We start from the raw sequence: 22,406 nt of genomic DNA, 5'->3' as shown, positions 1-22,406 counted from the left end.
TGATGAACAACCTGTTCGCCGGCAACACCGTCTGGTCGTACAACGCGTTCAACAACCCGTCGCGTGGCCTGTCGACGTTCGTCCGGATGTCCTACAACTCGCTGGACACCACCGACTCGGTCGCCGGTTTCGGCTGGTCGCTGCAGGCGTCGTCGATGATGCGCCTGGGCACCCCGCTGGACTTTCACCCCAACCCGAACCCGACGAAGGTCACCCTGACCGACGGCGACGGCACCAGCCACTGGTTCACCTGGGACGCGGCCACCTCGCAGTGGAAGAGCCCGAAGGGTGTGCACCTCTACCTGGAAAAGGTCACCGCGCTCGACTGCAAGCCGAACATGCAGGAGCGGCGGGCCTGGCGGCTGACCAAGCCGGACCGCACACAGTTCTACTACGACTGCGAGGGCTTCCTCTCCAGCACGGTCGACAACAACGGCAACGAAATGCTCTTCACCTACGAGGAGCGCAAGAGCAACAACAAGCCGACCAAGTTCCTCAAGTACATCACCGACCCGACCGGCCGGATCACCCTGACCCTGGACTACTACGCCAAGGGCCAAACCTACGACTACATCAACGACACCACCTGGGCCCGGGTGTCCGGTGCGACCAACCTGACCAACCCGAAGATCATCGACCACGTCTCACAGATCACCGACATCTCCGGACGCAAGCTCACCTTCACCTACACCGACAAGGGTCTGCTCGGTGAGCTGATCGACGGCGCCGGCTCCACCAACGGCACGCCGAAGACGTTCAAGTTCCGCTACGACATGACGCAGGGCAACAAGAACGTCAAGCTGGTCAAGGTCACCGACCCGCGAGCCAGCGCCACCGGCCAGGCCTACTCCACCGACCTGGTCTACAACTACCCGCAGGCCGGCGACGACCCGAAGTGGCACTGGACCACCAAGTCCTACACCGACCGGCTCGGCCACCCGACGACGTTCGGCTACGTCGACCCGGACGCCACCAACAACATCCAGACGACGGTCACCGACGCCGAGAACCACGCCACGACCTACCTGCAGGACGGCTACGGCCGGCCGATCCAGACGACCAACGCCAAGAACCAGGTCACCAAGCTGAGCTGGGACGACGACCACAACGTCACTCGGTTCGAGGAGGCCAACGGCGCCGTCTCCACCTGGACGTACGACCAGAAGACCGGCTACCCGACCGAGACCAAGGACGCCGAGGCGGTCAAGAACGGCACGCCGGGCACAGTCCTGACCTACCAGCGCCAGCTCAACGGCTACGTCGCCGACCTGACCGAGAAGACCAGCCCGGAGGGGCGCAAGCACACCTTCGGCTACGAAACCGACGGCGACCTCGCGTGGCTGGTCGACCCGATGGGCAACACCACGGCGGACCCGGACGACTACAAGACCTCCTACACCTACGACGCGTGGGGCCAGATGCTGACGGCGAAGGACGCCAACGGCAACGCCACCACCAACAGCAGCTTCGACCCGAACGGCTACCCGCAGACCATGACGGATGCGCTCACGAAGTCGACAAAGTTCGTCTACGACGCGCGCGGTAACGTCTTGAAGGTCACCGACGCGCTGGGCAAGGACACCACCCAAACGTACGATACCTTCGGCCGGCCGCTGGAAAACAAGGTCCCGAAGAAGCAGTTGGCGGGCGAATTCATCACCACCCCGGCACCGATCTACGATGTCAACGACAACGTCATCCAGTCGACTGCGGCTAACGGCGCGGTGACCAACGCGTCGTTCGACAATGCCGACCAGGTGACGTACACGCTGGCTCCCGTCGATGTGACCGGCGATCCGGAGCGGAAGACGTCGTTCACCTATGACAAGGTCGGCAACATGCTCACCACGACCGAGCCGAAGGGCAACCTGACCCCGACGATCGCTGGTGATTACGTCACGACCAACGGCTACGACGAGATCTACCAGACCATCTCGACGGTGAACGCCAACGGCGACAAGATCAGCTACGAGTACGACAACGTGGGCAACGCCGTCACCGTCATCGACCCGCAGAAGAATGCCACGGCAGACCCCGCCGACTACACCACCAAGTACACCTACGACCACGCGCACCGGGTCACCAAGACCACGGACGCGCTGGGCAAGTTCTCGAGCAGCACCTACGACCGTGACGGCTTGGTCAAGGCTACGACCGACCAGCTCGGGAACATCACCGAGGTCGCGCTCGACGCCCGGGGCAAGCCGACCCAGGTCAAGGTGCCGCACAAGAACGACGCTGGGACGATCACCTACCGGCTCACCAGCTACGAGTACGACCAGGTCGGTAACCGCACCAGGGTGATCAGTCCGCGGGGTGTGGCAACGACGGACGACGCAAACGACTTCGCCACGGTCACGGTCTATGACGCACTCAACCGGGTGAAGGAGACCCAGACTGCGTACGACGCCGACGACGCCCGCTACACCACTCCGGACAAAACGACCTACACCTACGACGCCGTGGGCCGGCTGACGACTGTCTCCGCCCCACCATCTTCGGGTGAGTCGGTCCGCAACGACACCGCCTACACCTACTTCGACAACGGCTGGACGCAGGCCAGCACCGATCCGTGGGACATCGTCACCTCCTACGACTACAACAACCTGGGCGCCCAGACCGCGCGCACGGTGACGTCCGCAGGCGGCTCGTCGAACCGGACGATGACCTGGACCTACCACCCGAACGGCAAGCTGAAGTCCCGCGCGGACGACGGCGTGCCAGTCGGCAAGCAGGTGGTGCTGGTCGACAATTCCGACTTCAACAACACGACCACGACGGGCACCTGGGCGGCGGCCGCCACGGCGACCGGCAAGTACGGCACCAACTACGCCACCCGCGCGGCGGGGACCGGCGCGAACACCTTCACCTGGCAGTTGAACGTGCCGCAGGCCGGTACGTACGAGGTATTCGCCCGCTACCCGCAGGTCTCTGGTGCGGCTACCGACGCCAAGTACACGGTCAACCACAGCGCCGGCGGCACGGTCAAGACGGTCAACCAGACCACCAACACCGGCACCTGGGTCAGCCTCGGCTCCTACAGCTTCGCCGAAGGCAACACCCATAAGGTGTCGCTGTCGGACCAGGCCACCGGCACCGTCGTGGCTGACGCCATCAAGGTCGTGCGGGACAACTCCGCCGAAACAGACAACGAGAAGCAGGACTTTACCTACAGCTACGACGTGAACGGCAACCAGACTACGATCACGGACAACAGTCTGGGCGCCAGGGTTGACACCTACAAGATTGCGTACACCGGACTCAACCAGGTCGAGTTCGTGCGGGAGTACAAGAGCGGCGCGTTGAAGAACACGACGTCGTTCACCTACAACAAGAACGGTTCCCCGCTGACCACCGGGCACGACCGGCAGCATGCTGCCTACACCTATGACGCCCGTGACCTGCTGGCGACGGTGACCAATGGGGCATCGGAAACCGATACCGCGAAGAAGACGACCACATTCACGTACACCGACCGGGGTGAGAAACTACGGCAAGTTAAGGGCAACGGGAACACCGTCGACTACAGCTACTATCTTGACGGGCTGCCCAAGACCCAGGTCGAAAAGAAGGCCAATGGCACGTTCGTCTCGGACCACGTCATCGAGTACGACCTCAATGGCAACCGTCAGCGGGACACCACCACCAAGATGAGCGCCGACAACAACTCGGTGAACCTGACCACCCAGTACGACTACACCTACGATCCGCGTGACCGGCTCTCGGCGGTCACCAAGACCGGTACCGGTGCGGGCGTTGAGAGCTACATCCACGACGCCAACAGCAATGTCGTCTCGCAGAGCGTCGGTGGCGTCACGACGAACTTCAACTATGATCGCAACCGGCTGTTGACCTCGACGACTTCCGGTCTCACCTCCTCGTACAATTACGACCCGTTCGGCCGCCTCGACACCGTCTCGTCCGGCACCACGACGCTCCAGCGGAACATCTACGACGGCTTCGATCACATCGTCGAGAACCGGACCAGTACGTCGACCACCAAGTACACGTTTGACCCCATGGACCGGACCACGACGAAAACGATCGACGCCGGTACGGCCCAAGCGAAGACCACCACCTTCAACTATCTCGGACTCTCGGGCGAGGTGCTCGACGAAGAGGTGGCCGGCGCAGTTACCAAGTCCTACCAGTACTCGCCCTGGGGAGAACGTCTTTCGCAGGTCACGCATAAGTTGGACGGCAGTAAAGAGCAAGCTTACTACGGGTACAACACACACAGCGACGTCGAACAGATCACCGATGGCGCCGGAAACACCCAGGCGACCTACGGCTACACCGCCTACGGTAATGATGACGCTGCCCAGTTCACGGGTATCGACAAGATGGATCCGGCGAATCCGAACAAACAGCCGTACAACACGTACAGGTTCAACGCCAAGCGCGTGAACTCCAGCTCCGGCACGTACGACATGGGCTTCCGTGACTATGATCCCGGCCTTAACCGGTTCCTCACCCGGGACAGCTACAACGGTGCCCTGGCCGACATGCAGCTCGGTCTGGACCCGTGGAATGCCAACCGTTACGCGTTTGCTGGCGGCAACCCGATCTCGCTCATCGAAAACGATGGCCACTCGTCCTGTAGCTGGAACCCGACCACATGGGGAGACTGCGCTGGAGACGCCGTGGACGCGGTGGACGAGTTCGTTACCAACACTGTTCCTGAATTTGTGACCGAGGATGTTCCGGAGTGGTGGAACGAAACCGCGGCCCCGGCGCTCGAAGACGCATGGGAGGATGTGAAGGAGGATGTCGGACAGGCCTGGGAGGACACCAAAAAGGTGGCCAACCAGGTGATGGACTCCGAGTTCGTGGCGGGCGCCGCAGATTGGTGGAACAAATACGGTGGCTATGTTGGCCTGGCGGCTGCTGGCCTCTGCATCGTCATTACGGCGGGCGCTTGTACCGGCCTCGCCCTCATAGTGGCCGGCGCGAGCATCATGTCCCGTGGCTACAACCTCCGGCAAAAGGAAAAGGAAGGAACCGTCACCACGGTGGACTATGTCGAGGCGGGGACCGGTGCTGCCATGGACACGGCGTTCGCACTGATCCCAGGTTCCCGTGTGGCAGGAGCTAAGTTCTGGGACACCCCGTATAATCACTTCATGGCTGGATCGGCTGCTCAAGCCGGGGCATGGACCGCGGGTCAGCTGTACCCGGGCGGAGTGCTGTTCAACCGATTCCTTGACGGAAAGTAGCCTATTCGGGCTGATGGCATGACGGAGGTAGGGGTCGTTGGACGGAAACGTCCAACGACCCCCCCCCGCAGTGGATGAAGGGGCCGAGAATGGCGCGTAACGTCAACGACCGTAGGGCGAGGGTGCTTGTTGCCATGATTGCCATTCTGGCAATGCTCTTCATGGTCGCGGCATCATCGGTCCTGGGTACGTTTTGGTTTCGCAACGGAACCTTCGAGGACGGTCAGGTTGTAACCGCTCCCGTGTTGAAAGTGACCTCCGGACGAACCGGTGAGGCTGAGGTCGAGTATTTTGCCGATGGCAAACGGTATCAGGCTTGGGTTTACTGCGGCACTTCATGTCCGAACGAGGGTGACCGTATGGAAGTCGAGTACTCGATCAATAATCCCACAAATGTTGTCCGGAACAGGGCAAGGCCATTCTCCATGACGTCCGTCGTTGCCTTTTTCGTCACGGGTTCTGGAATCGTGATCTGCGGCATCCTGCTGCGGCGCGACATCATATCCCTTCGCCGTACGTAAGGCGCATGTTGCTCCTCGACCGTGGACGAGTTTAAGTTGTTCTTTGGGAAGTGGGTTCAGTGATGAAAAACGTCAGTCCGTCCGTGAATGAAGGGATCTTGTCCATCACCTTCAGCCGTCCGACGGGCGCCTTTCTCTACGCCGCGAGTAAGCCACGACTGCTGATAGAGGGCGACGAAGTGAAAGCCTTCAGCTGGGGGACCCATCGTCTTCCCCTTCAGGCTGGCCGGCATCGGGTGCAGGCGTGGGTACCGTATATCCTCCCTCGCAAGGCCGGGTGGGTGCAGGCGGATATCGAAGTAGGTACTGCGCGAACGGTGGAGGTCGAGTACGTTGCGCCTACGGCTACGTTTGCCAAGGGTCGCCTGGGTGCTCCGGACCGACGGAAAACCGCGCGTTTCTCGCCAGTTTCAATATTCAACGGGCTTGCTCTAATTGCATTCATTTTGTTGTTAGCTGTGACGTTCCTGTCAAAATAGGAACGACCGGAAGCGGCTTAGTGCGGCAGCCCGGGTTCGTTATGTAGATGTCGATGGATGGATCGGCTGGGTGCGGCGGCGGTAGTGGCTGGTTCGGGCGCGTGCTTGGTGTTGGCGTCGCCAGTGTGACCAGGTCAGCCAGTGGCTGATCGGGTGGACGGTGGTGGTGATCAGCTTCGCGAAGAGGTGGCGGATTTCGGGCAGGGTCAACGGGATCATCGTCTGATCGGCTGCGGGACGATGGCCGCGTTCGCGGGCGGCGATCACCGTCAGGATGGCCTGGGCGAGCATGACGAGGGTGACGTGTCGGTGCCAGGCGTGCCAGCGGCGTACCTGTGGTTCGTCCAGGCCGATGGTCTTGCCGGTCTGGAAGGAGGTCTCGATCGACCAGCGGGTCCCGGCGACCCGCACGAGCACTCGCAGTGGGACGGGCTGGGGTGACCAGCAGCGGTAGAACGCCAGCTCACCTCGCTGATGCGACGGCGGATCAGCAGCCAGTGGTGCCCGGCGGTCTCGTCCGCGGGTGCCGTGATCCTGATCCAGGCCCAGTCGTAGTCGCGGGCGCCTTTCGATCCGGCGCCGGCGGACAGCCGGTTCCATGCCCGGCTCGGCAGGTCGGCGGCGAGCCGGTCAGCGCGGACCGGCTGTCGACCGGGCGGGCGGTGACCCGGTGGCTCTTGGCCACCGCCAGGACGTAGCCGATCCCGCGGGCTTGCAGGTCGCGGCGGAGCTGCCGGTCACCGCCATGGGCCTCGTCCGCCGTGGCCCACGCCGCGGGCACGTTCGCGTCGAGGGCGCGGGTGAGCATTCGCCGGGCCAGAACGAGCTTGGTCGCGAACTCGACGTCGTCGGGGACCCCGGCGGCGGCGCACCGATCAGGGTCGTCGGTCCATGCCGTGGGCAGGTAGACCTCCCGGTCGATCAACGTGTAGCCGTCCGGCGCGGCATAGGCGAGGTAGACGGCGACCTGCGCGTTCTCCACCCGCCCGGCGGTCCCGGTGTACTGCCGCTGCACACCGACGGTGTGCACGCCCTTCTTCAGATCACCGGTGTCATCCAAGATGAGTCGCCCAGCGCGTCGATCACGTAGCCCCGCACGTCGTCACGCACCGCGTCGGCGTCCCACACCGCCTCACCCAGCAGTCGCTGCATCGCGTGCGGCGACGCGTCCCCGGCGTGCTCGGCCAACTGCCAACACGACCGGCTGTCCACATCAGACAACAATCCGAGCAGGAACGACCGGGCCTGCCGGCGCGGCTCCACCCGCCCGAACCGGCCCGCGATCCACGCGAACCCGGTGTCGAACTCCGCCAACCAACTCTCGGCGTCTACGCTGTGCCCAGCGGCCGCCGCACGATCTTCACCTGTCCTCACAAACAGTGCATGATCAACCGGCGGCCGTCTCCCTACCCGCAGACACGCCGACCAGCCCGGACCGAGCCGAACTCATCGCCGGCCATCTACATAACGAACCCGGGCTGCCGTATTAGCCGCGAGACCTGCTACCTGACCGTGTCCCTTTCCGCCGACCAGGCCCAACCCGCCGACCTACAGGACTGGGCCCGCCGCGAATGGCACATCGAAAACCCCATCCACACGTCAGAGATGTCACGTTCCGTGAAGACCTCCACCAAGCCCGGACCGGCATCGGACCCGCCGTCATCGCCACACTGTGTAACACCGCGATCGGCTACCACCGCACCAACGGCGACACCAACGTCGCCCGCGTCGCCCGACGCGCCAACCGCCGCCCACACGACCTCATCACCGCCGTGACCAGCAGTTACCCGACAACGCAATGACCCTGGGCGTCCAGGTTGGTGATCCCGTGGACGATGTCCTTGTGCAGGCGTTGGTCGCTCAGGTCGTAGGTGTCGCGGCGGATCCGGAAGACCTGCGCGGCGGCGGGGAACTCGATGCCGGCGGTGTCGGCGGTCCAGGCCCGACGCTCGATGATGAGTCCCGAGCGGTGTTCGCGGTGAGTGTGGGCGGCGGTGTCGCTGGTCGCGGCGGGTAGACGCTGCCAGATCGCCATCAACGACACCACCTGGGCCCGGGTGTCCGGTGCGACCAACCTGACCAACCCGAAGATCATCGACCACGTCTCACAGATCACCGACATCTCCGGACGCAAGCTCACCTTCACCTACACCGACAAGGGTCTGCTCGGTGAGCTGATCGACGGCGCCGGCTCCACCAACGGCACGCCGAAGACGTTCAAGTTCCGCTACGACATGACGCAGGGCAACAAGAACGTCAAGCTGGTCAAGGTCACCGACCCGCGAGCCAGCGCCACCGGCCAGGCCTACTCCACCGACCTGGTCTACAACTACCCGCAGGCCGGCGACGACCCGAAGTGGCACTGGACCACCAAGTCCTACACCGACCGGCTCGGCCACCCGACGACGTTCGGCTACGTCGACCCGGACGCCACCAACAACATCCAGACGACGGTCACCGACGCGGAGAACCACGCCACGACCTACCTGATGGACGGCTACGGACGGTCCATCCAGACCACCAACGCCAAGAACGAGGTCACCAAGCTCGGCTGGGACGACGACCACAACGTCACCCGGCTCGAGGAGGCCAACACCGCCGTCTCCACCTGGGAGTACGACACCAAGACCGGTTACCCGACGGTGGTGAAGGACGCCGAGGCGGTCAGGAACGGCTGGCCGGGCAAGGTGCTGACCTACCAGCGCCAGCTCAACGGCTACGTGGCCGAGCCGATCACCAAGACCAGCTCGGAGGGTCGCAAGTCGACCTTCACGTACACGGCCGAGGGTGACATCGAGTCGGTCACCGACCCGCTGGGCAACACCACGGCGACCGCCGGCGACTACACCAGCACCAACACCTACGACGAGTGGGGTCAGCTCCTCACCGCCAAGGACGCCAGGGGCAACATCACCCAGTACGGCCCCTTCCACGTCAGCGGCTACCCGACGACCATCAAGGACGCCGGCGACGGGTTGTCGTACTTCACGTACGACGCTCGGGGCAACGTCACCGAGGTCAAGAACGGCAAGAACGCCAAGGTCACCCAGGCGTACGACACCTTCGGCCGCCCGACCACCAAGGTCGAGCCGGTGGACGCGGCCAACGGCCGCTTCATCACCACCACGGCCCCGGAGTACGACCAGAACGACAACATCACGAAGGCGTACGCGGCCAACGGGACGGCGTCGACCTCGGTCTACGACCCGGCGGACCAGGTCCTCGAGACGCTGGCCCCGAAGGACGAGGCGACCGACCCGGAGCGGAAGACCACCACGACGTACGACAAGGTCGGCAACGTCCTGACCGTCACGGAGCCGCAGGGCAACCTGACCGCGACTGTCGGCGACTTCACGACGACCACGAAGTACGACGTGATCTACCAGCCGATCGAGGTCACCAACGGCCTCGGTCAGAAGGTCAGCTCGGAGTACGACAACGTCGGCAACGTCAAGGTCCTCTACGACGCCAAGAAGAACGCCAGCGCCGCGGTCGACTTCACCACGAAGTTCGACTACGACTGGAACCACCGGGTCGTCAAGACCACGGACGCGCTCGGCAAGTTCACCACCGCCCGCTACGACAAGGACGGCCTGACCGTCGGCAGCACCGACGCGGACGGCAACGAGTCGCTGGCGACGTACGACGCCCGCGGCGCGCTGGTCGAGTCGAAGGTGCCGCACAGCAAGGACGGCGCCGGCACCATCACCTACCGCACCACGAAGTACGAGTACGACCAGGTCGGCAACGCGACGAAGGTGATCAGCCCGCGCGGTGTGAACACCGACGACGCCGTCGACGCCGACGATTTCGCCACCCAGAAGGTGTACGACAAGCTCAACCGCGTCGCGGAGGAGTGGTCGGCCTACGACAAGGACGACAGCCGCTACAACACGCCCAACAAGACCATCTACACGTACGACTCGGTGGGCAACCTGGAGAAGGTCAGCGCGCCGCCGTCGGACGGGCAGACGGTCCGCAACGACACCACCTACACCTACTACGACAACGGGTGGACCAAGACCACGGCCGACCCGTGGGACATCACCACGTCGTACGACTACAACGACCTGGGTCAGCAGATCAAGACCACGCTGACCTCGGCCGGTGGGTCGCAGTCCCGGACGATGACCTGGGATTACTTCCCGTCCGGCAACCAGAGGGGTAGGTCGGAGGACGGCCTGCCGGTCGGCAAGGACGTGGTCCTGGTCGACAACTCCGACAGCCACAACACCGCCACCCAGGGCACCTGGACGAGCGGCGCCGCCCAGGGCAACTACGGCTACGACGTGGCCACCGCGCCGGCGGGTAGCGGCACGGCCCAGTTCAACTGGCAGCTGAACATCCCGCAGGGCGGCGACTACGACGTGTTCGTGCGGTATCCGCAGGTCAGCGGTGCGGCGACGGACGCCAAGTTCACCATCACCTACAGCGGTGGCGCTAGCGTCACCAAGACGGTGAACCAGACCCAGGGCGCCGGCACCTGGATCAACCTCGGCAAGTACGCGTTCGTCGAGGACGGTGTCCAGAAGGTCACCCTCACCGACCAGGCGACGGGCAAGGTGGTCGCCGACGCGGTGAAGCTGGTGCGGGACAACGCCACCGACGTCGACAACGAGAAGAAGGAGTTCACCTACAAGTACAACCCGAACGGGATGATGGTCGAGGTCAAGGACCTCAGCCCGGGCGCGCAGATCGACCGGTACGAGATCGGGTACGACGACCTCAACCAGATCGACTCGGTCAAGGAGTTCGTCGGGACGGCGACCACCCCGAAGAACACCACGTCGCTGACGTACGACCTGAACGGCAACCCGCTCACCTCGACCCACGACCTGACCTGGTCGAAGATCGAGTACGACGAGCGGGACATGGTTGCCAAGGTGACCAACGCCGACTCGGCGACCGCCGGTAACCAGCAGATCTCGACGTTCACCTACACCGGCCGCGGGCAGATGCTCAACCAGGTCAAGCCCAACGGCAACACGGTGGACTTCGAGTACTACCTGGACGGCGCCACGAAGCGTCAGCTGGAGAAGACCTCCGGCGGGGCGACGGTCGCCGAGCACAACCTGGAGTATTCGGCCAACGGGCACCCGTCCCGGGATGTCATGAAGTTGATGAACGCCGACAACTCGGCGGACCACATCGACAACACGTACGTCTTCTCCTACGACCCGCAGGACCGGATCAGCCGGCTCGACAAGACCGGTGACAGCAGCTCGGTGGAGTCGTACACCTACGACGCCAACAGCAACACGGTGGCGCAGACGATCGAGGGCGCGACCAGCACCAGTAAGTACGACCGGAACCGGTTGCACTCGACCACCTCCGGTGGGGTGACGTCGACGTACAACTACGACCCGTTGGGTCGCCTCGACACGGTGTCGATGGGTGGTCAGCGGGCGCAGAAGTACTACTACGACGGGTTCGACCGTACGGCGAAGACCACCGCGGGTATCGGTGCGACGGCGAAGTCGACGACCTACGTGTACGACCCGTTCGACCGGACGGTGTCGAAGACGACGGGGTCGAAGACGACGGCGTTCACGTACCTGGGGATGGACAACCAGGTGCTGCGGGAAGAGGTCGAGGGTAAGGCGACCAAGTCCTACCAGTACGCGCCGTGGGGTCAGCAGCTCACGCAGATCAAGCACAAGGACGATGGATCGCGGGAGTACTCGCAGTTCATCTACCGCCCGCGTGGTGATGTCGTCGGTATCACGAAGGAGGACGGTAAGACTCGGGCGACGTACGGCTACACGGCGTACGGCAAGGATGACGAGTCGCAGTTCACCGGTGTGGACAAGCCGGGTGCGCAGGCAGAGGGTGAGGAGCCGTACAACGCGTTCCGGTTTAACGCCTCCCGCTGGGATGCCGGCTCCGGTACGTACGACATGGGGTTCCGTAACTATGACCCGGGTCTGAACCGGTTCCTGACGCGGGATTCCTATGGCGGGGCCATGGCGGACATGGGTCTGGCGACGGACCCGTTCACCGGTAACCGGTATGCGTTTGCTGGTGGTAACCCGGTCAGTTTCGTGGAGTTGGACGGGCACCTGTTCGGGATGTCGTGGTCGGATGTCGGTCACGCCGCTCTGGATGTGGCGGGCATGGTGCCGGTGATCGGTGAGGTCGCCGATGTGGCCAACGGCATCTGGTATCTGGCTGAGGGCAACTACGTCGACGCGGCGATGTCGATGGCGTCGGCTATTCCGCTGGCCGGGAACGCGGTGGCTGCGGCGAAGCTGGCCAAGACGGGTAAGAAGATCGCCGACGGCATCGACACGACCAACGACACCCGCAAGGCCGCGGAAGCGGGCACCGCCGGAGCCAAGGGAACATCACCCACCGGCACGCCGCAACCCAAGCCCGCCGACAACCCCACCGCACCGACAACAAAGAAGCCAGAGCAGTGCAACAGCTTCGTGCCGGGCACGAAGGTTCTCCTCGCCGACGGTGCAACCAAGGCGATCGAGGACCTCAAGGTCGGTGACCAGGTTCTCGGCACCGACGTGGAGTCGGGCGAGAACCAGGGTCGTACGGTCGCCAACGTTCGCAGCCACCAGGGCGGCAAGACACTGGTGACGATCACGGTCGACGTGGACGGCGAGGCCGGGTCGAAGACCGGCTCGATCACCTCCACGGCGGCGCACCTGATCTGGCTGCCCGACACCGGCACGTGGGTCACCGGTGGTGACCTCAAGCCCGGCATGTGGCTCCAGACCGCCGCTGGCACCTGGGTGCAGATCACCACGATCACCCGCACCGTCCGGCACGAACGAGTCCACAACCTGACCGTCGAGGGCATCCACACGTACTATGTGATCGCCGGCGACACGCCGGTTCTCGTGCACAACTGTGACGACCCGGGCTGCCCGTGCACGAGCCTGAAGCAGGTCGCGAACGATGCCGAAGATGCAGGTGCCCAATTTGCCTCCGAGTACACGTCGGCCTCCGGCAACGTTTTCCGTGCGGACAACGCGGAGTTCGTCCACCTCACCCCGGAGTTCCGGGCTGCGCTGCCGGAGGTTGGTCACCCGTCGTTGATGTGTTCGGAGGTCAAGTGTCTGGCAAAGGCATTCGAGGCCTCGGGCGGTGATCCTGAATCCATCCGAGGCGGCAGCATGAGAACGGTGCACGTAGGGGATTTGAATGGCAAGCATGGTAGCGGGGCGAGACCCTGTCAAGGCTGCCAACGACTCCTGCGAGCGCTTGGAATCCGTTTTTAGTCCCTTCGAGAGGCCGGCGCGCGGGTGGATCTGAGCAGCAGACTTGAGGACGTTGCGTGGGCGCGGCTTGAGCACGCGTACGACAACGCGGCGGACCTTCCCGCGCTGCTGCGGGAGATCGGCGGAGCGGAGCATCCCGAACACATCGTCGGGATGCTCCGCGACCGGCTGGTTCACCAGGGTTACGTGGTGTACTCCGCGACCGTGGAAGCCCTCCCGATCCTCGTGGACATGGTGTCGGAAGGCAGCTGTCCCGCCCGGCCGGCGATCGTCCGGTTGATCGGTGACCTCGCCTGGGAGGCCGCCCGGGTCGGGCCGGAGCAGGAGACGAAGGTCCGCTGGTCGCGGATGTGGCGTGGGAGGCTGCCCCTGATGGCCGATCTGCTGCGCGATGGCGACGTCGAGGTGCGGCGCGTCGCTCCGTCACCGCTGGCTTCGGCGGAGTTCGACCAGGACCGGCTCCTGGAGCGGTTGCTGCATGTGTGCGCGGCGGAGCGGGACGAGCCGGCGCAGCTGGGGCAGCTGACCGCCGTCGCCGACCTGCTGCCTGCGGTCCCGGTGGCCGTGAGGGGCGCGGCGGTCAGCCGGGTGGCCGAGATCGTGTCGGGCGGGTCGCCGCAGGTGCGGATGGCGGGTGCCTTCGTGCTGCGTCAGGTCGAGCCGGTCGGCGCCGGCGTCTTTCTCGACGCGCTCCGCGCGCCCGATGTCGAACAATGGCGGAGGACCTGGTGCGTGCCCGGCCGGCGCCAGTCGATCGTGTACTGGGTCGACAAGCGGCTGCAGGAGGACCGGGACCTTCGCCTGGGCCTCGGGAAAGGGCTGCTTGCCTCGGCAGACGCGGCGACCCGGACCGCAGCGTTCAAGGTGCTGATGCGCGTCGCGTCGAGGTGGCGGTCCCCGATGGTGGACGTCGCCGCCGCAGGGTTCCACGCGCTGGACGATCCGGACGAGCCCGTCAGCAGCAGAGCGCTGTTCGCGCTCGCGGTGTCCAGGTCGCGCGAGCCCGAGCACGCCGATCGGCTCGCAGAGCTCGCCGGGGGCCCGGACGGCTATCCGCGGCTGGCGGCGATCTGGGGACTGGCCCGGATGGGCGACTCCCGGTGTGTGCCGCACCTGCTGTCGTCCCTGCGGTCTGAACACCTCGGATACCGCCATCATCAGGTGTACGAGGGGACGGTGTCCCATCCCGTCCTTCCGTCCATCGACGAGATCCTGCTGGAGGCGGCGGCGTGGTCCGACAGGCTGCTTCCCGGTGTCGTGCGGCGGTTGGCGAGCAGGCCAGCGGGCCCCGAGCGTCGTGCGCTCCTACGGACCGTCGCAGGGTGGGGGCGGGAGGCCAAAGCAGCGCTGCCCGTGTTGGTGGACGGCCTGGCAACACAGGACCCGACCCTTGAGATCATCGCACTCGCCGCAATCGGCGCGAGCGCGTCCGACGTGCCGATCGGACTGCTGCGACCAGCGTTCCAGCGGGTATCCGCAGTGCCGGGCGTGGACCGGCTCGAGCTCATTCGCGCGTACACCCGGATCACCGCCGACGTTGGACCGGTGCTCGCCGAGCTGCCTGACGCCGGATCGGATGAACCGCTGTCGGAGTCGGCCCTGCATCTGATCGGCGCGCTGGGACCGGCCGGTGCGGACTACGTCGGCCGCCTCGAACAGCTTATGCCCGGACTGGGCACGTGGGCGACACTCGGCGCGGCGAGGTCGCATTGGGAGATCACCGGGGAGGTCGGGCCCGGTGGCAAGGCCCTAGCCGGGCTCCTCGTCGATCTCGACAGGGGCCGGCCAGCGGTCAACGCCGACCTGCTGGCGCTCAGGCGGATAGCAGAGATGGGGTTCGTCGACCCCGCACTGATCAGCGTGTTGTGGTTCCTGGTACGGGCCGAGGTGCGTGTCACCGGCCCGGCGGGCGGATGGCAAGGGATCGATCTCGACGAGATGATGGCCGGAATCGCCCGCCGCATTCTCGACGCCGGAGAGGGGGTGTGTACATAACGGCTGATTACCGATCAAGGGAGAGATGCCAGATGACGACCGAGACCACCGTCGAGCATGAGCCGGCCGTGGAGCCGGTGGGTGCGGTCAGGTATGAGCAGTTGATCGCGATGCTCGTCGACCGGGCTCGTGGAGACGGGCTGAAGCTGACCGGTGAGGGCGGGTGGCTACCGGCAATACGACAGTCCTGATCTGGGCCGCTACCGGCGCGAGTCGGCGGTGAAGGAGATGCGTACTCCTCGCCGCCGCCGTTGCGCATCGACGCCGCTTCGCACTCGCCCCGTCTGCGGCTGTAGTCGTAGTAGACGCCATCGATGATGGAGTCGAGCATCGCCAGGGCTCAGGAGCGGTCGCGCACCACCTCGACGGGTGGCAACTTGGCGGCAGTGTCGTAGACGGTCACCAGGCAAGCCTACGAGTCGGCGCCGGCCCTGAGGTTGCGGTCGGTTGCTGATCAGTACCCGCCGGTGATCGGCGCGCCCGGATGCCGAAGGCGACAGGTGTTGCGCCCCGCTGCGCCCGCTGGCGTCGCCGTGCAGGTGGCGACCGAGTCGCCCAGGCGGGCGCGATGGATGTGGCGAGGATTGTCGGCTCGACCGATCGGCTGACGCGGGCCAAACCGAAGTTGAACGGTGCCCCATCGAGTGGATCGCCGGACCGGCCGGACGGAGATCGTGACACACCGGAGTCGCACGTCCCTCGCCCGTCCGGGTGCTTGGCGGACCGCCTTCTCCGGTGTGGACTGATATGGATCGCTCTCGTCGTTGTTTCGAGCTGGCAATATTTGGGCAGTGCACTGGTCGGTGACCCAGCAAGCCCACGGCGAGGACGATCACACCGTGTGACCGCGCGCGGGAGCGCTTCCGGCCCCCTTCTCGTTACCGCGACACACCGTCTCCGGTCATTGATATTCGTCACCTTTCATTGCCCGATTTCTCCCTTGTTGCACCCGCAACCGTGCACCTAACCTGGGCGCGCTCGGGTTCAACGGGGGAGCGGCGATGAAACTGCAGATTCGGCTTCTGGGCAGCATGGAGCTGCGCGTGGACGACCAGGTCGTCACGCCGGGCGCGGCCAAGCGGCAAGCCGTCCTCGCCGGCCTGGCGATGGAGGCGAACCAGTCGGTCTCGTTGCAACGGCTGGCAGACATGGTGTGGGCCGACATCCCACCGGCCTCCGCGGTGGCGAATCTGCGTTCCCACGCCGCCGGCCTGCGCCGGGAGCTGGGCGACCGATTGGTCGCCCGGCCCAACGCGTACCAGCTGCGGTTGTCGCCGCACGAGCTGGACGTCACCGAGTTCCACCGGCTGGCGGGAGAAGGGCGGGCACTGCTCGCCACGGCCGATCCAGCCGGTGCCGTCACCACTCTCACCGCCGCGCTCGCGCACTGGCGCGGGGCTTCGGGTGACGGCCTGCCTCGTGGCACCGTGCTGGACAGCCGGTGGGCGAGCCTCGACGAGCAGCGGCTCCAGGTGTTCGAGGAACTCGCCGAGGCGCGGCTCGCCGCCGGCGAGCACGGACAGCTCCTGCCCCAGCTACGCGTGCACCTTGCCGCGCACCCGCTGCGCGAGCGTGCCTGGGGGCAGCTCATGCTCGCTCTCTACCGCTGCGGGGACGTCCCGGCGGCGCTGACGGTGTATCGGGACGCCCGGGCCATACTGGACGAGGAGCTCGGCATCGAGCCGGGCGAGGAGCTGACCAACCTGCACCGCGCGATGCTGGACCGGGCTTCGGAGCTGGCGTACACCCCGCCGGCCGTCCCGGTCACGACGACGACCGTGCCGGTCGCTGCGCCGCCGGCGCCGCCGGGCGACGCGCCGACGCCTGCGCCGTGGCCCGCCGGGAGCGTCGGCTGGACCGTCCCCCGAGAGCTGCCGGCGGCCCTGGTCACCTTCGTCGGCCGCGCCCGGGAGACCGCCGAGGTGGTCACGGCCCTCGGCGGTACGGCACCGGCGACGGTGGTGGTCACCGGCGCCTTCGGCAGCGGCAAGACCGCCCTGGCGGTACGCGCCGCGCACACCGTCGCGAGTGCCTTCCCGGACGGGCAGGTCTTCGTCGACCTCGGCCACCAGCGCTCGGTGACCCCGGGTGAGGTGCTGGCGCGGGTGCTGCGCGCGCTCGGGGTCGCCCCCGCCGACGTACCGGAGAACACCGACGAGCGGGCCGGCTGGTTCCGGTCGCTGGTCGCTGGTCGTCGGCTGCTGCTGGTCGTCGACGGCGTCACCCGGGCCGCCCAGGTGCGACCGTTGCTGCCGGCCGGGCCCGGTCCGGCCCTCCTGGTGGTCGGCCAGACCCGACTGAGCAGCCTGGACGGGGTACGGCGGGTGACGCTGCGCCCGCTGGGCGCCGCCGAGGCGCGTGACCTGCTCGGCACGCTCGCCGGCCCGCAGCGGCTGGTCGCCGACGCGACGGCCACCGCCGAACTGGTACGCCTCTGCGCCGGTTCGGTGCTCGCCCTGCGCATCGCCGGCATGCGCCTGGCGGCCCGGCCGGGCAGGTCGGTGGAGGCCCTGATCAGCCAGCTCGCCGACGGGCGGGAGCAGTTGGACCTGCTGGACTACGAGGACCTGTCGGTGCGGGCCAGCCTCGCGGCCGTCGTCGCGGCGGTGCGTGCCGAGGACGAGGTGGCCGGGCAACTCCTGGTGCTGCTCGGCGCGGCGCCCGACGCCCCGCTCCAGCCCGACCGGGCGGCCCGGCAGCTCGGCGTCTCCGCCTCCCGGCTGCGTCGCGCCCTGGACGAGCTGGTCGACGCGCACCTGGTCCACCGCGACGAGCCCGGCCGGTACCGGCTGCCGGGGCTGGTCCGGGAGTACGCCGCGGAACTGACCGCGGCGCCGCCCGTCGCGGCGCATCCGTTGACCGGTTGGCGGGTGGATCCGCTGGCCGCCTGACAGGTTGCCGCTCGGAGTGCCAGCCACCGGCGATCTCGCCCTGAAGGGCTGCAGCGGGCGGTGACGCCGAGTCCTGACTCGTCAGCGCACACCGCCCTTGCGGGCCGACGGGTCCGGTGCGGGGCCGGCCCGGTCGGACGGCGCCTGCGTCAGGAGGTCGAGCCGCGCACGATGGCCACCGCCACCCGACAGAACTCGTCCATGTCCGGGTTGAACCCGGCCGCGATGTCCGGGTGCAGCCCGGCGCGGGTCTCGTCGAGCAGCCGCTGGCAGACCTGCTCGACCGGCTCGCCCGCATAGGTGGCCCGGACCCGTTCGGTGGCCGCCTGCAGGGCCGAGGTCAGCTGATCCTCCAGCGCGCCGCGCAGCTTCTCCTGCACGGGATCCAGCGCGCTCGGATCGAGCGTGACATGTGGCTCCGACATCGGCGCTCCCTTCGTCGGCGTCCGCGGTACCCCACCGCGGTCGTCGGTCAAACCCCGGCCGGTACGGCGGCCACCCGGACCTGGTACGAGAAGTCCTCCGCGGGCTCCTCCGCGTACGACAGCCGCCGGATCTGCCGGTCGTCGTCGTAGAGCGCGACGTCGACCAGGACACCGAGATGGGCCAGCCCGATGTTGGCGACCCGCTTCTTGTCCTGGAGCACCGCGCACACCCCGCCGAGCAGGGTGCTGGCGTCCGAGGTGCGGTGCCCCGGTGGGCAGCGCAGGATCAGGTCGACCTCGACGGGCCCGGCCAGCGGTGTCCAGCCGGTGCGCTGGGCCGCGGCGCAGGCCGCCTGGAGCAGGGCGCGGACCCTCGTCGCCTGCCGGTGTCCGGCGGCGAAGATGGACAGCGCCTCGGTCTTGACCGGTGGCAGGCCGCTCACCTCGAACGTCAGGGCGAGAGCGCGGGTGTCCTGCACGACGGCACCTCCTCGTGGGGACGATCCTGCCCAACCGGTGGACCGGCGGAGGGAAGTTCGCGCGAGAACCAACCGTTCGGGCGGGCTGGGGTCGGCCGGAGGCGTATCGACTTCGACGGCGACGCGCTGGCTGGTGAAGCTCACCTGACGCTAGTCGACCGGGCGGGCGCGGGGTAGCCCCACCGCGCCCACCTGCTGGGATCGCCCGCCGGTCAGGCCGGCCGGCGCGGGGCGAAGGCGCAGAACTCGTTGCCCTCCGGGTCGGCGAGCACCCACCAGCTGATCTCGGCGCCGGGCTCGCGCAGCAGCGTCGCCCCGGCGGCGATCAGGGCGGTGGCGTCCGGGCCGGCCAGGTCGACGTCCCAGTGCACCCGGTTCTTGACCCGCTTGCGCTCCGACACTGGGTCGAAGACCCAGTAGTCCCACGGGAAGCCGGCCGCGCCGACCACCGAGACGTGGCCCTCCGCCGAGGTCTTCACCCGGCCGCCCACCACGCCCGCCCACCAGGTGGCCTGGGCGGTCGGGTCGGCGCTGTCCACCACCAGCTCGAACGGCCCGGACCGCCGGCCCTCCCGCGGCGCGAACGCGCAGAACTGGTTGCCCTCCGGGTCGGCGAGCACCCACCAGCTGATCTCGGCGTCGGGCTCCCGTACCAGCCGGGCGCCCGCGGCCAGCAGTGCCGCCGGGTCGGCGTCGGCCAGTCGCAGGTCCAGGTGGACCCGGGTCTTGCCGGTACGCGGCTCGGGCACCCGGTTGACCCAGATCGACTCCGGCCCGGCCCCGCCCGGCCGCGGGTCGACCCGGAAGTCGCCGTCGCCGGTGTCGACCACCTCGCCACCGAGGATCCGGGCCCAGAACCCGGCCAGCGAGCGGGTGTCGGCGGCGTCCATGCAGAGGTCCTTGAAGCGCGCGATCATCCGGTCATCATGCCCGCCCACCCCGACATCAGCCCGCCCCACCCACCCTCATGATCCACGCGGTGTGCGGCGTGTCGCGGTCTCCCACAGGCAGGACACCGCGACACGCCGCGAACCGTGAGCCGCGGGCCGGGGGAAGTCAGCGGCGGCCGCGCTTGACCTCGTGGAAGGCCGGCACCCGCAGCAGCGGCAGCAGCGAGTCCCAGATGGTCAGCGCGTCGTCGAGCTCGGGCACCGCGGTCAGGATCGGCCCGTGGATGCCGCGCTCCGCGCCCGGCACCATCAGCACCGGCGCGCCGATGTCCGGACCCGCCGACGCGTACGCGAGGGCGTGCGACTCGCGTACCGCCTCGTCCCAGCGCTCGTCGTCGAGGGCCGGCGCCGCCTCGCCCAGCCCGGCCGCGTCGACGGCCGCGGTCACGATCGACGCGGCGAGCGGGTTGCCCGCGTCGTGGCTGCGTGCGCCGAGTTCGGCGTAGAAGCGGGCGACGTCCTCGGGACGGCCCTGGGCGCGCAGCGCCTCCACCAGCCGCAGCGCCCGGCTCGACGCGGTCAGCGCGTCGGCGAACTGCGGCGGGACGTTGCCTTCGTTGAGGATCGCCAGGCTGAACGCCCGCCACTCGACGCTGAGCCCCCGGGCCTCGGCGACCCGCACCAGCCAGCGCGAGGCGCGCCAGGTCCACGGGCAGGCGGGGTCGAAGAAGAAGGTCGCATCCATCAGCCGAGCCTACGGCGGGGCGGATGGACCCGCACCGCGGTGATCTCCGGTACACCCGCGCCCGGACAATGCGCGTCGTCACGGTGAGGTTTCGCGCCGTCGCGGGTCGGGCACTGTGGGCGCACGAAACGCCCGGACTTGGCGCGATTCCACCGCCTACCGCCCGGGCCGTCTCGCCGTGCGCCGGGGCACGGGCCTTCCCCCGGTCTCTCGCCGAGGAAAGGGGGAGGGCGATGACGACAGACCCCGAAGCGACCCGACATCGGCGCCGTCCGGGCGTCCGGCTCGGGGCGGCGTCCGCCGCGCTGGCGCTGGTCGCGCCACTGGCGGCCTGCGGCTCCGATGGCGGAAGCGGCGGTACGCCCACGATCAACCTGTACTACCCGCCGGAGCAGAACCTGCAGAAGGTGGTCGACGACTGCAACGCCCAGGCACAGGGGCGTTACCGGATCGCCTACCGGGTGCTGCCGCGGCAGGCCGACGACCAGCGGGTGCAGCTGGTCCGTCGGCTGGCCGCGCAGGACCCCGGGATGGACGTGCTCGGCCTCGACGTCACCTGGACCCAGGAGTTCGCCAGCGCCGACTGGATCCGCGAGTGGACCGGCCAGGACAAGGCCGAGGTGGAGCAGGGCACGCTGACCGGCCCACTGGAGACCGCCCGGTACGAGGGCAAGCTCTACGCCGCCCCGAAGAACACCAACGTGCAGCTGCTCTGGTACCGCAGTGACCTGGTGCCGCAGGCGCCGACCAGCTGGGACGACATGATCAAGGCAGCCCAGGACCTGAAGGGACAGGGCAAGCCGTACCAGGTGCTCACCATGGGCGCCCAGTACGAGGGACTGGTCGTCCTCTACAACACCCTGGCCGAGAGCGCCGGCGGAAAGATCCTCAGCGACGACGGCAAGCAGGCCGTGATGGACGACGGGACGGTCAAGGCGCTGGACCAGCTCAAGCGCTTCGCCACGTCGGGCGTGGCCTCGCCGTCGTTCAGCAACGCCACCGAGGACCCGGTACGGCTGGAGTTCCAGGCCGGCGGCGGCGCCTTCCAGGTCAACTGGCCCTTCGTCTACCCGGCATTGCAGGAGGCGGACCCGGAGCTGGCCAAGAAGGTCAAGTGGGCCCGGGTGCCGGGCATCGACGCGAACACCCCGAGCAAGGTCACCATCGGCGGGGTGAACATGGCGGTCAGCGCCTACTCGAAGCACCCGACGGAGTCCTTCGAGGCGGCCAGGTGCATCCGCAACGAGAAGAACCAGAAGTTCTCCGCCATCAACGACGGCGTGCCGCCGACCATCGAGAAGGTCTACGACGACCCGGAGATGGCCGAGGCGTACCCGATGAAGGAGACCATCCTCGACGAGCTCAAGGAGCCGGCGGTCCGACCGCTGACCCCGGCGTACCAGAGCATCTCCACGGTGATGTCCGCGATCCTGTCGCCGCCGTCGGCGATCCAGCCGGACCGGACGGCCGACGAGCTGCGCGACGCGATCTCCGACGCCCTCCAGTCCAAGGGGGTCCTGCCGTGACCCAGCG

General features: G+C 67.2%; 12 protein-coding genes and 1 pseudogene. 7 read left to right on the top strand and 6 right to left on the bottom strand.

Annotated elements, in window-relative coordinates:
• The first annotated feature begins 86 nt into the window (after window positions 1-86).
• Window positions 87-5,216, top strand: a complete 5,130-nt coding sequence (locus KBX37_RS14935) for an RHS repeat-associated core domain-containing protein (protein ID WP_210776497.1) — start codon at window positions 87-89, stop codon at window positions 5,214-5,216.
• Between the two features lie 134 nt (window positions 5,217-5,350).
• On the top strand, window positions 5,351-5,737 hold the full coding sequence (locus tag KBX37_RS14930) for a hypothetical protein (RefSeq protein WP_210776496.1): 387 nt from the start codon (window positions 5,351-5,353) through the stop codon (window positions 5,735-5,737).
• A gap of 518 nt (window positions 5,738-6,255) precedes the next feature.
• Here KBX37_RS14930 and KBX37_RS14925 read toward each other — a convergent pair.
• Window positions 6,256-7,530, bottom strand: a pseudogene (locus KBX37_RS14925) (IS701 family transposase).
• A gap of 469 nt (window positions 7,531-7,999) precedes the next feature.
• Window positions 8,000-8,251, bottom strand: coding sequence for a hypothetical protein (locus KBX37_RS14920; protein WP_210776495.1), 252 nt, complete (start codon window positions 8,249-8,251; stop codon window positions 8,000-8,002).
• Between the two features lie 22 nt (window positions 8,252-8,273).
• On the opposite strand from KBX37_RS14920, the gene KBX37_RS14915 reads away from it, so the two are divergent.
• From KBX37_RS14915 to KBX37_RS14900, 4 genes are all read left to right on the top strand, one after another.
• Window positions 8,274-13,448, top strand: a complete 5,175-nt coding sequence (locus KBX37_RS14915) for a polymorphic toxin-type HINT domain-containing protein (RefSeq protein ID WP_210776494.1) — start codon at window positions 8,274-8,276, stop codon at window positions 13,446-13,448.
• A gap of 24 nt (window positions 13,449-13,472) precedes the next feature.
• Entirely contained in the window at window positions 13,473-15,443 is a 1,971-nt protein-coding gene (locus KBX37_RS14910) for a HEAT repeat domain-containing protein (RefSeq protein WP_210776493.1), read from the top strand.
• Between the two features lie 32 nt (window positions 15,444-15,475).
• Window positions 15,476-15,634: a hypothetical protein gene (locus KBX37_RS14905; protein ID WP_210776502.1), complete on the top strand. Its 159-nt coding sequence runs from the start codon at window positions 15,476-15,478 to the stop codon at window positions 15,632-15,634.
• Between the two features lie 810 nt (window positions 15,635-16,444).
• Window positions 16,445-18,334, top strand: a complete 1,890-nt coding sequence (locus tag KBX37_RS14900; RefSeq protein ID WP_210776492.1) for a BTAD domain-containing putative transcriptional regulator — start codon at window positions 16,445-16,447, stop codon at window positions 18,332-18,334.
• Between the two features lie 149 nt (window positions 18,335-18,483).
• Here the strand turns inward: KBX37_RS14900 and KBX37_RS14895 are convergent, their stop codons facing one another.
• The 4 genes from KBX37_RS14895 to KBX37_RS14880 all read right to left on the bottom strand — a co-directional run bounded on the left by KBX37_RS14895 (window position 18,484) and on the right by KBX37_RS14880 (window position 20,873).
• The gene (locus KBX37_RS14895; protein WP_210776491.1) at window positions 18,484-18,759 is read right to left on the bottom strand and encodes a hypothetical protein; all 276 of its coding nucleotides are present in this window, start codon (window positions 18,757-18,759) and stop codon (window positions 18,484-18,486) included.
• A 47-nt stretch (window positions 18,760-18,806) separates the two neighbouring features.
• Entirely contained in the window at window positions 18,807-19,238 is a 432-nt protein-coding gene (locus KBX37_RS14890; protein ID WP_210776490.1) for a hypothetical protein, read from the bottom strand.
• Between the two features lie 212 nt (window positions 19,239-19,450).
• Window positions 19,451-20,155 (bottom strand): VOC family protein, encoded by a 705-nt coding sequence (locus tag KBX37_RS14885; protein WP_210776489.1) that lies wholly within the window; start codon window positions 20,153-20,155, stop codon window positions 19,451-19,453.
• Between the two features lie 139 nt (window positions 20,156-20,294).
• Entirely contained in the window at window positions 20,295-20,873 is a 579-nt protein-coding gene (locus KBX37_RS14880; RefSeq protein ID WP_210776488.1) for a DsbA family protein, read from the bottom strand.
• A gap of 233 nt (window positions 20,874-21,106) precedes the next feature.
• On the opposite strand from KBX37_RS14880, the gene KBX37_RS14875 reads away from it, so the two are divergent.
• On the top strand, window positions 21,107-22,399 hold the full coding sequence (locus KBX37_RS14875; protein ID WP_210776487.1) for an ABC transporter substrate-binding protein: 1,293 nt from the start codon (window positions 21,107-21,109) through the stop codon (window positions 22,397-22,399).
• Window positions 22,400-22,406 lie beyond the last annotated feature (7 nt).

The sequence above is a fragment of the Micromonospora sp. U56 genome, assembly GCF_018070095.1.
Lineage (GTDB): Bacteria > Actinomycetota > Actinomycetes > Mycobacteriales > Micromonosporaceae > Micromonospora > Micromonospora purpureochromogenes.
This window is presented reverse-complemented; position numbering and strand designations above follow the sequence as displayed.